Consider the following 12,943-nt stretch of genomic DNA (forward strand, 5'->3'; position numbering starts at 1 on the left):
CAACACAAAGAACCCGGTAATCTCGTTTCTAGTGAAACGCGGTTATCGGGCTCTTTGGTATCAACACACTTAGACGGCGTAGCTTGGCATTTAATGTAACAAACGGATGAGTACGGTTTTAATCTCGAACGGCGTAAAGGATAGCAGGTAGTGGCCGTCATCGCTGCTCAGTGGCTCCAATGGGTTTTCCATCAAATCTGCTAGCACTGCCTCTCGGTGAGGAAGATGAACCGAAAGCTTGATATCGCCATTCGCTCCCGAAGTTTCGTAAAAGCGAACCACGAGAGCTTCTTCGTCCTCCGCTTTTTTCACCGCTTCAATCATGACCTTGGCGCCTTCAATCTCAAAGCCGGAATACTTCTTCGGCAGTCCGCCTTCTTCTGCACTCGCCATTACCGCGGAAATCGGAGCATTTAATTCATAGCCTTGCTTGAAGACTTCTGCCTGGATGAAATCCCCTTCATGCGGCAATATAGCGTATACGAACTGATGACGTGCCCTGTCACAAGTTGGATCCGGATACGATGGACTACGAAGCAAGTTAATATCCATAACGTTGCCGTTAACACTATAGCCATACTTGCAATCATTCAAGAGTGCGACACCGAATTCCGGTTGGGAAAGGTCGATCCATTGATGGGCGCATATTTCGTCCTTCGCGTAATCCCACAGCGTATTTCGGTGAGTCTGTCTTTTGAGATGACCGAACTGAATTTCACAATTAACCTGATCGGCATACACGTTGACAAGGAAAGACGAACGCAGCATTTTGCTATCTTCCTGCCAGTCGACATCCGTTTCAAAATCGATTCGTTTGCTGCCCGCCGTCAGAACAACTTTTTGCGTGAGCACCGACTTGCCGTAGTGATACTCCTGCTCAACCACCGCTTTAGGTCCGCTGACGTAAGCCTTCGATTGCATAAGCTTCATCTGCGCAGGCTTCGTTCCCGCATAATCCTCAGGGAAATCCCAAGCGTCGCCGTCATCGTGATAAATGGATAACACATTCCCTGCTTCGCCTGAAGCGATGACTTCTCTACCCAACTCTTTATCGAAGATCGATAGAATGCTTCCGTCCGATCCGAACACTATCTTGATCAACTCGTTTTCGAGTGTATCGTTCAGGGCCATCACTTCGAATGTGGATACTGACGATAACGCTGCCGAATCTATAACCTGATAGCCCATTGCAGGAGTCGTAACCTGTATCCATTGATTATCTAGCTGCATCCATTCGCTGCGCTCCCATGGAAGGGAGTTGAAGATGACCATGGGACGTTCTGCTCCCTGCGTCCCTATGGAGGATGCAAAGCCGCGGTACATTTGATCGGTTAGCTCCGTTACTCTAGCTAGTAAAATTTCGTATCGTGCAAGGGATTCGTCGAATACACGCTTAATAGAAGAACCAGGCAAAATATCGTGGAATTGGTACAACAGCACTTCCTTCCAGATCGTGTCAAGCTCCTCAGACGGATATTCGTTGCCGTACGCGAAATGAAGCGAAGCAGCGAATTCCAGTTCTCTCAACGCCTTCTCAATCTTCCGGTTATATCGCTTATTGCGAGCTTGGCTGGTGAACGTCCCTTGGTGCTTCTCTAGGTAGAGTTCACCTTTCCATGTCTTATATTTCTCTTTATTCATAGCCAGCTTCTCGAAAAAGTTCAGGGCAGGCTCCTGTTTCACCGGGATAAGCCCTTGGAGATTCTGCTCACGCTGAAGGCGCTCCAGGTGCTCCTCTCCTGGTCCGCCACCGCCGTCTCCGATTCCGAACACGACAAGGCAATGGTCGGATACGTTTTTATCCAAATAATCCCTTTCGGCCTTAAGAATCGATCTTGGCAGCGCCGGGCCATTGTAGGTGTCTTCTGGCGGTAAATGCGTCAAAACGCGGCTTCCGTCCAGCCCTTCCCAGAAAAACGTATGATGCGGATGATCATTATGGACGTTCCACGACAGCTTCTGCGTCATCACATATTCGACTCCTGACTTTTGCAGAAGCTGCGGCAAGCTGGCTGAATAACCAAAGATGTCAGGAACCCACAACATCTTCATATCTTGACCGAATTCCCGCTGGAAAAATCGTTTTCCGTAGAGGATTTGCCTTACAAGTGCTTCTCCTCCCGCAAGATTAGAATCCGGCTCCACCCACATAGCTCCTTGTACTTCCCAGCGCCCTTCCGCAATGCGCTGCTTGACCTTTTCATATAATTTCGGATGCTGCCGCTTGATCCACTCGTATAGTTGAGGCTGACTGGCTCCAAATACATAATCGGGATACTGTTCCATCATCCGCAGTGCGGTGGCAAAAGTCCTAGCCCCTTTGCGGTAAGTCTCACGAATAGGCCACAGCCACGCCAGATCGATATGCGCGTGTCCAATCGCGGTAGCCGTCAGTGTTGGATCCCCGCCCTGCTTGCTTAATGAAGGAGCCAGAATACGTCTAGCCTGCGCGACGTTCTCGTCCGACATATCCCTGAGCAATAGATGAACGTCATAAAGGGCCTGAAGGATACGCGCTCTTCTTGCAGATTGATCCTCTAGATGCTTGGCCAGATCGAGCAGAACCTCATAATCGTAAAATAGCTGTCTCGTCTCCTCACTGCAGATGGCTATTTGAGCCTCCTTCAGCGTTCCGCTCCGGTAACGCCCAAACAAATCGTTATTGCCAGCGTCAGCCCAGAGATCGATAACTTCTTCCCCCGTTGCGCTAGATGCGAGCTGCACGACGCGTTTGCCAGGCAAGCCAAGCGTTAAGTCAAACTCCGAGTTCACGTTTGTGAGCCCTTGCGTCGGAGTTCCTTCATCATCAACAAGGCATAGCTCTCCGTTGACATCGATCAGCAGCACGACCTTGCTTCCCGCAGCCTCTCGCGGCACTTGACCCTGGAAATGAAACCAGGCGCAGTCCCACAGCTCCCCCCACTTCTCTCCCGGGCGAACTTCAAGGCACTGTCCCGACATTCTTTGCTCGAAGGATACGGGCTCCTGCGTTACGTATGCGATAGCTGACAGAGGCGCTACCTGCACGTAGATATGATTTTCGATTCGATTTAGTGTCTGCTTAAGGTTTTCCAACTTTATTGGGGTGTATGGCATTTATGCTGCACCGTCCTTTGATCATTATGTATGAAGATAATGTTTAATGTAATACACCTTGGTTAGCTTATAACTATATAACACTAACAAATATATCATATATATCAATTATTTCAATGTTTTAATAAGAAAAATACAAACTAAAAAACTGACCTCGGCTGCAATGCCAGAGATCAGTCTCTTTCGTTCTCTTATTCTTGTGGAAGTACTGGACCCGACGTCTGTTTGACAACCAATCTCGGCTCCAAGACCACTCTGCTATTTTTAAGTTGGGTTCGATTCCCTTTTATAGTATCCATAATCAGCTCCCCAGCCCTAGCCCCTATTTCGCCCTCGTTTTGGTCGATATAGGTGAACAGACTTAGCTCATCCATCATCGGACTCGGATTATCAAAGGTCACAATGGACAAATCTTCCGGCACGCGGAGCCCTTCACGCTTGGCAATGGACAAAATGTGTACACCCAGGTTTCCGTTCAGCGCAATGTATGCAGTTGCCATCCGGTTTTTGATAAACCGGTACAGAGGGTGCTCAGGATTAACTGATGAGAGTGGAGATGCAAAGTCCGTCAAGAATAACGCTGGGTTGATCATCTCGCCTTTATCCCTGAGTGCGCTGATATAGCCATTCACCCGATCTTCCACGGATACCGTAGGTTGAGGCGAATCGGAACAAATTGCGATGTTGCGGTGACCGAGGCCCCACAAGTGATCCACGGCCAATTTGGCTGCCAAAGCGCTGTCGGAATAAACCGTATTCGTCTCTACACCAGGCAAATATCGGTCAATGAGGACGAAAGGATAGTCCGTCATTTTAAGTGTAATAATTTCCTCATTATAGACTTCAGCATCCACTGGAAAAATAATCAAGCCAGCTACTTTATCTTTCAAATCCCGAATGATTTCCTTTTCCCGCTCCTTTGAATTAAAAGAGAACATCATTAGCAGCGCGTAGCCGCTATTCTCTAGAACGGAAGTTATGCCCCGAATCAGCCGGATAGCAAAAAAATCATCAACGAATGGAAAGATAAGCCCGATCTTCGGACGTTCCGAGTGATTAACGGACGGCGTTTGAACGGCAACTGTCTTTGCAGTAGGAATATAAGTTTCTGGGATACCCTTAACAAAAGTCCCCCTACCCGGAATGCGGTAAATCCAACCTTCACGAGCAAGCTCATTCAACGCATTGGCCACAGTGATCCGGCTAACATTAAACTGTTCGAGAATTTCCTTCTCGGTCGGAATCTTGTCGTCTTCTTGCAATTTTCTAGAGCTGATCAGTTCTTTAAAATGGTTTTGAATCTGAATATATAGCGGTTCCCTGTCTGTGCTCATCCTACTACAAGCCTCCAAGATTACTCTCATATATGGTTATAAAGTTCTCATATCAAATATAGCATATAGCCCTAAGCATTTCCAAACCATTTCTGTTCAAACCTCGTATGATAAAAAGAAATTTTGATACTTTATTCAGTTCCGACAATTCGTTATATAGTATATGTCATATATGTTGTTTAAACTCGTCCGAAAGAAAGTCACCCCTATGAGATTAAAATCATGGATCCAGCAGAAATTATACTCAAAGTCTATGATGCTTTGAGAATTGGACAAAAATAACCCTTTTGCAAACCTTGCAGAAGGGTTATTCATTATGTGAAGCTCCTTTTTTCATGGTAAAGAGTTGCTTTAGGGTGGAAAATAGAGTCATTCAGTTTTCGTGAGGATTGATGGGCTAACGTGGTTGCCAATGTTGTATTCTCTACAACAATTCACACGCCCAAAGACTATTTTGCAGCTTGAAGTTGCAGTTTGTACAACATTTCGAGCCCATTTATTGCGAAATCGCCTGTATAGGACCAAATTGTTGTACATAATACAACAACTGAGGGACAGATGTGAGATTTTAGCATCAATTGTTGCACTTATTACAACATCATTTAACTGAGAAGATGGATTCTGGAATCACGAGGTGAATGACTCCGAAATTATATTCGAAACAGGAAGAATCACAGCATAAAAAAGCCTCACCCCTTTCTAATCCCAAAGAGGTAAGGCAGAAAAGTCACATTAAACGCACTCATACGCATCCGTTAGATGTTCCCCTACAAACCCAGTTAACTCGCCTAGCGAGAATATACATAACTCGTGCATAGCCCGGGTGCAAGCGGTGTAGAACAGCTTGCGTTCGGTTTCATGTCCGTACTGGTGACGGGAACCGTCATAGATGAGTACGGCATCGAACTCTACCCCCTTCGCCAGATACGAAGGGATGACGAGCACGCCCGACTCGAAGGTCGGGCTATGTTTGGTGATGAGCCCCAGAGGCACTTGCAGCTGGGGCTCTAGGGCTTGGTGCGCGAGCTTGCTCTCGCTCGCGGTTTTGGCGATGATCGCGATGGAGGCATAGCCTTCGCCTAGCAGCCGATCGATCTCGGCTGCCAGCAGGCTATGCAGCGATCTGCGATCGCTGACCTTGATCACCCGCGGCTTTGCGCCGCCGCGGGTGAAGGGCTCTATGGCATCGCCGCCTAGCACGATGCCCCGAGTGAACTCCACGAGCTCGCGCGTGGAGCGGTAGCTGCGGTGCAAACGGATAACCTCCGTTTGCTCCGGCCCATACAGAGCGGCGATCGGATCGATTTCGCTGTACGCAGAAGCGTGCGAATAGATCGCCTGGTTGAGATCTCCAAGCGCTGTCATCCGGCAGCGCGGGAAGAGCCGTTTCAGGTAGGCCAGCTGAAACGGGGAATAATCCTGCGCCTCGTCGATGATGACGTGGCGCACGGCGCCGTTCGTCTGGAAGCCGCAGACCGCTTCCATCATGTATAAGAACGGCGTCGCGTCCTCATACGGCAGCCTGGCCTGCGCCAGCTCCTTCAACGTCCGCTCGCAGATAGCCGACCAATATGGCGGCTTATTCTCTATAGGACTCCACTGATTCTCCTCAGGACTCCTCTGAATCTCTATAGGACTCCACTGATTCTCAATCGAACTCCCCTGACCTACTTTCATTTCATGCATGGTTTCCTCTTCACGGATCTCTTCACGAAACAATTGCCAATACAATCCTATCAGATCTACAAACTTAAGCCGCTTCACAGCGTTCCGCACTGGTTTCAAATGCTCCTTGATAACGTCGCGTGCAAGCAGCACCCTTTCCTGATCAAAATCATCAAATGTGTCTCCCTGCCCCCGCTCCAATTTACGCAGTCGCAAATAGGCAAGGTGGTACTCTTCACTACTGAGAAGTTCAATCTCCTCCTCAACCCAAGCTTCTTCCAGCTGATGCTCTGCAAAGAGCTCTAGCTGTTCCAGAATCCAGCCGCGCATCAATTCCAATCGGTTCGGCAGCCGAATGGCCGGATCATAGCTGTAGAACCGCTCCACCAATCGAGCTGCGCTCAGGACTTCTTTTTCCCGAAACTTAATAGGGTTAAATAGCATATCTGCATGCATCAATCGCTCCTGATAAGCATGTATGACAGCAAGGAACTCCATCGATGACTTGTAATGAATTCCGCTTAAACGAGCATTATAAGCACATTCCTCATCCCCTTGTGGGATATGCTCCTGGGCCGTCTCCCCATTTTCAGATGAACGCCCCCTCGCTAACACAAACTCCAATTGCGTAAATGAGTCCTCTACATCAAATTCTTCACCTAATCGGCGCTCCAAATAGGCCAGATAGGTCGTTTGCTGCATGTTTTCTTCGCCTAATTCCGGCAATACCGTGGATACATAGTGATTGAAAAGCGGATTTGGTGAAAATAGCACCATCTGATCTGAACTCAGCTGATCTCGGTGCTTATATAGTAAGTAGGCGACTCTTTGCAGAGCAGCCGATGTTTTCCCACTGCCAGCAACCCCCTGCACGATGAGCATTCGCGCTTTGTCGTTTCGAATAATTCGATTTTGTTCTTTTTGAATCGTCGCCACGATCGTCTTCATTTGCGCATCAGAGCTTCGACTGAGCACTTGCTTTAATAATTCGTCTCCGATCGTCACTCCTGTATCAAACATCAGCTGAATATGGCTGTCGCGAATCACAAACTGGCGTTTCAACAGCATTTGTCCTTCTACCATGCCGTTCGGTGTTGTAAAGGCTACTTCCCCAGGCGCATAATCGTAGTAAAGGCTGGATATGGGCGCTCGCCAATCATAAACCAGATAGTGATCCTCTTGCTCATTCAAAAAGGCAGCAATACCAAGATAAATGGCTTCTCCTTGCCTCTCTTCTCGTTCCATGAAATCAATGCGCCCAAAATAAGGGGAATTCACAAGTCTTTTTAACTTGCCTAAAGTTACTGCGGCCTGTCGATGCGTACGCTCCCGTTCAGATAGTAACTCCGCTTGCTGCCGCATACTTGCGATCGATTCTGCCGCGTCTTCTGTCGTACTCATATCCATCGTGACTTCATCCCAATAATGCTTCCGAATCTCGACAACATCCGATTGAACCTTACCGACCTGATCTTCTAACCCTGTAATTCTTATGCGCATCTTTGCTGTTACTTCTTGAACTCTCTGTTCCTCATCTGACCAATCCTGCTCAGTTAGATTCATTCCAACACCTCTTTTCAGACCATGTAAAATGCAAATTTGACATGAAGGTTGTCTTGATGCTATAATTATATTAGAATAATAATGTTATTTAATACATTTTTTCCTAATCACTCTTTATCATATCAATTCGCTTGACTAAAATCAACAAATAAACCCAAGAGCTTGTGCGCTTGGGTTTTTCTGCTCGTTGTATAATATAGAATGCCGTAATTAACAGCCATGAAGTTCACGAATACGCTCCACAGCCCGTACATGGTGACTAGCATGTCCTGCCATCATTTTGAGCAATCTAGCAACCGACTCTTCGCGATTATTTGTAGTTTTAACTGTCCGTTCAAGTGCACTGGGCAGATGTTCACATAGTCCAAGGATATGCTGTCTCAAACTACGAAAGAGCTGCACTTCGTAGGTAATTGGCCTTGTCGCATAATGAAGACTAACACTCCAATCGTCCTGCGAAAAACGATTTCCTTGATAGGTACGCCCCGACTCTGCTAAGGCAAATTTCACTTTGTGGATCGTGACTAATTCCAAATCAATTAGATGCAGCACTTGTTCACGAATCGACCATTTACCCCGTGCTTCCGTTAAATTCAGCTGCTCATCAGACAAGCCATCTACGGCACATTCCAACTCAACTATTCCATCAGTGTACATCTTCATAATTTCATCATCCGAAGCAAATAGTTCCTCCCAGAAAACGAAGGTATACCCATCAATAGCGGGAACAAAAACTTTACGAATATGCCCCGTTTCTTCTTCTTTTCTCAGTTCATTCCATCCATTTTCTTGCAAGCTTTTTTCCGCTTCGTTAACGGAGCTAACCCCTATATAAACGAGATCCCCCGCTTTCGGGTTGGTGGAATTAGGCTGCAACCAACGAGTTAGATAAGTCTCTTGTAATTCATGCCCCTGCTTAGTTAGCTGACCTCTCTGTATCAATACAACTTCATCGTTCAACCAAATGCGAAGCAATGCTGCATAGCCCGCAGGCTCTGCCTCCACCAACTCCCAACCAAGCTGTCTTGTATAAAAAGACACCGACTTCTGAAGATTATCGACCTGCAGCAGCAGCCTCGCTTTGCCATGACTCATAGTTCTTTTCCTTTCATCAAAAAAATAAGCTCCGTCATCATTTCGACGGAGCGTACGTATTTCCTACTTTTTGGCCGCTTTGTAGGCCTCGATATATTGAGCTGCCTTGTCAGCAACAAGGCTGTAGTTACGGGTTTTGACGGCTTCGCTAGTCAAATCGGAACCGATGCCGACAGCAACGGCGCCGGCCTGGATCCACTCGCCGAGGTTGCTCAGCGAGACGCCACCGGTCGGCATGATGTTCGCCTGCGGCAGCGGACCTTTAATGGCCTTAATCATCGCGGGCGAGTATAGATTGCCCGGGAAGAGCTTGACGATATCGACGCCGAGCTCAAGCGACGTCTGAATCTCTTGAATCGTCATGCACCCTGGCATGACGGGAACTCTGTAACGGTTGCAGAGCTCAACCGTTTTCGGGTTAAGCGATGGGCCGACGACGAACTCGGCCCCACTGAGGATCGCGGCACGCGCCGTCTCGGGGTCAAGGGCTGTGCCCACCCCGATAATCGCGTACTTGGCCGCGTCCTGCGCTGTGCTCGAGTAGCGCTTCGCGAGCTCCTCGATAGCGCGCAGCGCGAAAGGCACGGTCATTGTGACCTCGATGACCTTAATACCGCCGGCAATGGCTTGATCAGCCATTTCCACAACTTCTTCTGGCGTATCGCCACGTAGAACGGCAACGACACCTTCACTTGATATTTGTTGGATAAGTTTAATCTTTTTCATTAGAATCTACACCCTTCTATTTCAAGCTTTTAACGTTCTATATGTTTAACATCGTTAAGTACGGCATCCACTTGTTCCCAAGTCGGAGCGCCTTCCCAGTCACCTTCGGTCTGAACGATCAAGGAGCCCACAAGATTTCCGATACGCACGGCTTCCGCATATTCATACTCTTTTAACACACCAACCAAAAAGCCCGCACAAAAACCATCACCCGCTCCAACGGTATCAACCACATGCTCCGCTTTGAAATAAGGAACTGCTGTAACGCTATTTGAGGTTACGACGTACGTCTCATTTTCTCCACCTTTGACGATGGATATCGCTGACAGCTCACGCAGCTTGCTTACGATGACATCCCAGTCTTCTGTCTGATAGAGCAGCTTCAGTTCATCTAAACCAGGCAAGAAAATATCAGACAGCTTAGCTAGTTCTAGCAGCACAGGACGCGCATCTTCAATACTCCAAAGCTTCAAACGCAAATTAGGATCAAAGCTGACCTTGACGCCATGCTTACGAGCCATCCGAATAGCTTCGAAAGCCGCCTCTTTACAAGATTCGCTTAAGGCAGGAGTGATGCCTGTGATATGCAATATTTTGGCCCCAGCGATATAAGCCTCATCCAAATGCTTCGCACTCATGTGACTAGCAGCTGAATTTTTGCGATAGTAGTAGACAGACGTTTTGCCCATAAGTACTTCACGCATCATCAGCCCTGTAGGAGCTTCTGCTGTCAACTCAGCACGTGAAACATCGACGCCTTCACCACGGATTTTTTTGAAAATCATGCGACCTAATGGATCTTTGCCTAATCGCCCGAACCAGCCGACCTTGCCACCAAGCCGTGATATACCAATAGCTACATTACTTTCAGCACCACCAAACAAGCTGTGAAGCTCAGATGAATATTCCAACCCCTTGCCGCCGGAGGGCATGAGCAGTGCCATCGTTTCGCCAAAAGTGATGATATCCGGGCCAGAACCTGAATGCGATTGTGTATTTGCTGTCATAGAAGCTCTCCATCCATTTCCCGATCACGCCTGCGCGTGTCCAGTTAATTGAAACGTTTAAATAAACGATATACCTCATATTATAGTGCATGTTGAGCGTTTATACCAGACTTGACTTACCGTGTTAAGAGCCCAAGATCCTCGATCATTCGATGAATAATTTCAACAATCGGCCAGTTAGGAATAGTTGTTGGATACGTACCTTTCGGAGTACTCGGGCCAATCAGGCATCAACAACAACCACTTAGACATGCATCAATTCGGGCAACTTTGATTTGCATCTAGCTGTTAGAATCCGCCGCATGTTGGGTACCCGCCAATTGAAATTCCCCGAGTTCACGATAGTCCAAGCTGTATTTTGTGCAACAAAACACCTTCCTTACGCCGGAGTAGCCTGCTATTGTTGTATATCGTACAACAATTCGAGCTTAAAACGCCTATTTCTGAGCGATTCCCACCAAATTGTTGTACGCGGTACAACAAAAAGCCAATTTGTCCAAAGAAACCGCCGGATTGTTGCACAAAATACAACAGTTCGGTGGGCAAGGGATAATCTCTTCGGAATCGCAGCATTCGGAGTACTCGGGCCATTCAGGCAACCACAACAACCACTACTTAGTCATGCATCAATTGAGCAACTTTAGTTGGCATCGAGCAGTTGGACATCCGCCTCGTTGGGTACCTAGCAATTGAAAGTCCCCGAGTTCACGATAGTCCAAGTTGTATTTGTACAACAATACATCTACCTCACTCCGGAGTATCCTGCTATTCTTGTATTTTGAAGACCGTCGATTCATTGTGTATTGCAGCAAAAGCAATCAATTTAAATCGATTTTCTGGAGTGGTCCGTTTCATTGAAATATACAGAAAAAAAGAGAGCCACATTGTGACTCTCTTCTCCATGCTTTGCATCTATTCGATTAGGCCAATTGCTCTTTCTTCTGTTTATAGCCCATTGTTGCTTGAACCGCTGCTTTCCAGCCTTCATATAACCCATCGCGCTCAGCAGATTCCATGGATGATTCGAACGTACGCTCGATCACTTTGTTCTGGATAATATCTTGCTTTCCTGCCCAGTAGCCAACAGCTAGACCAGCCAGATAAGCTGCGCCCAGTGCTGTCGTTTCCAATACACGAGGGCGATCTACAGCTGCGCCTAAAAGATTCGCCTGGAACTGCATCAGGAAGTTGTTCGCCACTGCGCCTCCGTCAACTGCCAGCTTTTGTAATTGGATGCCCGAATCTGCTTCCATTGCTTCCAGCACATCTTTCGTTTGGTAAGCCAAGGATTCTACCGCTGCACGTATAAAGTGGTCCTGCGTCGTTCCACGCGTCAACCCAAAGATCGCGCCCCGAGCTTCCATATCCCAGTAAGGTGCGCCTAGTCCTACAAAAGCAGGCACGAGATAGACGCCATCTGTGCTAGCTACAGCTGCTGCATGCTTTTCAGAATCAGAAGCCTTCTCAATAAGTTTAAGACCGTCACGTAACCACTGGATCGTAGCGCCCGCAACGAAAATGCTGCCTTCCAACGCATACTCCACTTTACCATCCAAGCCCCATGCAATTGTAGTTAACAGTCCGTTCTGGGAAGCAACAGCTTTGGTGCCCGTGTTCATAAGCATGAAACAGCCTGTGCCGTAAGTATTTTTGGCCATCCCTTCTTCGAAGCAAGCCTGTCCGAACAATGCCGCTTGCTGGTCACCAGCGATTCCGGCAATCGGAATTTGCACTTCGAACAAACTTTTGGACGTCTCACCATACACTTCACTGGAAGGACGCACGTCAGGCAGCATGGATGCAGGGACATTCAGCATATTAAGCAGCTCTTGATCCCATTGCAATTCGTGGATGTTGTACATCATCGTTCTCGATGCGTTGGAATAGTCCGTCACATGGACCTTACCATCGGTCAATTTCCAGATAAGCCAAGTATCGATGGTGCCAAACAACAATTGGCCGTTATCGGCTTTTTCTCTAGCGCCTTGTACGTTGTCCAATATCCATTTCACTTTCGTACCGGAGAAGTAAGCATCAATGAGCAGTCCTGTTTTCTGACGCACTGTAGGATCAAAGCCCTGTTCCTTCAGTTCATTACAAATGTCCATGGTTTGTCGGCTTTGCCAAACGATGGCGTTGTACACGGGTTTGCCAGTAAGTTTATCCCAAACAACCGCTGTCTCGCGTTGGTTCGTGATCCCGATAGCTGCAATTTGGTGCGGATGCACATGATTTTTGATCAAAACTTCTTTGAGCACCTCAAGCTGCGTCTCCCAAATTTCCTCGGCATTATGCTCAACCCAACCTGGTTTCGGGTAAATTTGTGTAAACTCTTTTTGAGCAACACCCATAATGGCACCGGATTTATCAAATAAGATAGCACGAGAGCTCGTCGTTCCTTGATCTAATGAAAGCACATATTTCTTTTCCATGGTCATCAGCCTCCAAAAGTATAAT

At 47.5% G+C, this 12,943-nt stretch carries 7 protein-coding genes; all 7 read right to left on the reverse strand.

Going from position 1 to position 12,943, the window contains the following annotated elements; translation table 11 throughout:
* Positions 1 to 90: 90 nt before the first annotated feature.
* Positions 91 to 3,096, reverse strand: a complete 3,006-nt coding sequence (locus GC102_RS38035; protein ID WP_171694130.1) for an alpha-mannosidase — start codon at positions 3,094 to 3,096, stop codon at positions 91 to 93.
* A gap of 191 nt (positions 3,097 to 3,287) precedes the next feature.
* Entirely contained in the window at positions 3,288 to 4,430 is a 1,143-nt protein-coding gene (locus tag GC102_RS38040) for a GntR family transcriptional regulator (RefSeq protein WP_171694131.1), read from the reverse strand.
* Positions 4,431 to 5,162: 732 nt separating this feature from the next.
* A complete protein-coding gene (helD, locus tag GC102_RS38045; protein WP_171694132.1) occupies positions 5,163 to 7,658 on the reverse strand; it encodes an RNA polymerase recycling motor HelD in 2,496 nt (831 codons plus the stop codon).
* A 210-nt stretch (positions 7,659 to 7,868) separates the two neighbouring features.
* Positions 7,869 to 8,753, reverse strand: coding sequence for a DinB family protein (locus GC102_RS38050; protein ID WP_171694263.1), 885 nt, complete (start codon positions 8,751 to 8,753; stop codon positions 7,869 to 7,871).
* 63 nt (positions 8,754 to 8,816) lie between these two features.
* Positions 8,817 to 9,479, reverse strand: coding sequence for a bifunctional 2-keto-4-hydroxyglutarate aldolase/2-keto-3-deoxy-6-phosphogluconate aldolase (locus GC102_RS38055; RefSeq protein WP_171694133.1), 663 nt, complete (start codon positions 9,477 to 9,479; stop codon positions 8,817 to 8,819).
* A gap of 29 nt (positions 9,480 to 9,508) precedes the next feature.
* Positions 9,509 to 10,486: a sugar kinase gene (locus GC102_RS38060; protein WP_171694134.1), complete on the reverse strand. Its 978-nt coding sequence runs from the start codon at positions 10,484 to 10,486 to the stop codon at positions 9,509 to 9,511.
* 920 nt (positions 10,487 to 11,406) lie between these two features.
* Positions 11,407 to 12,918 (reverse strand): glycerol kinase GlpK, encoded by a 1,512-nt coding sequence (glpK, locus tag GC102_RS38065; protein WP_171694135.1) that lies wholly within the window; start codon positions 12,916 to 12,918, stop codon positions 11,407 to 11,409.
* Positions 12,919 to 12,943 lie beyond the last annotated feature (25 nt).

The organism is Paenibacillus germinis, assembly GCF_013141785.1.
GTDB lineage: Bacteria > Bacillota > Bacilli > Paenibacillales > NBRC-103111 > Paenibacillus_E > Paenibacillus_E phytorum.

What these genes read in the sequence shown, in the direction of transcription:
- GC102_RS38035 (WP_171694130.1), bottom strand. Translation starts at nt 3,096, where the DNA reads ATGCCATACACCCCAATAAAGTTGGAAAACCTTAAGCAGACACTAAAT.
- GC102_RS38040 (WP_171694131.1), bottom strand. Translation starts at nt 4,430, where the DNA reads ATGAGCACAGACAGGGAACCGCTATATATTCAGATTCAAAACCATTTT.
- helD (WP_171694132.1), bottom strand. Translation starts at nt 7,658, where the DNA reads ATGAATCTAACTGAGCAGGATTGGTCAGATGAGGAACAGAGAGTTCAA.
- GC102_RS38050 (WP_171694263.1), bottom strand. Translation starts at nt 8,753, where the DNA reads ATGAGTCATGGCAAAGCGAGGCTGCTGCTGCAGGTCGATAATCTTCAG.
- GC102_RS38055 (WP_171694133.1), bottom strand. Translation starts at nt 9,479, where the DNA reads ATGAAAAAGATTAAACTTATCCAACAAATATCAAGTGAAGGTGTCGTT.
- GC102_RS38060 (WP_171694134.1), bottom strand. Translation starts at nt 10,486, where the DNA reads ATGACAGCAAATACACAATCGCATTCAGGTTCTGGCCCGGATATCATC.
- glpK (WP_171694135.1), bottom strand. Translation starts at nt 12,918, where the DNA reads ATGGAAAAGAAATATGTGCTTTCATTAGATCAAGGAACGACGAGCTCT.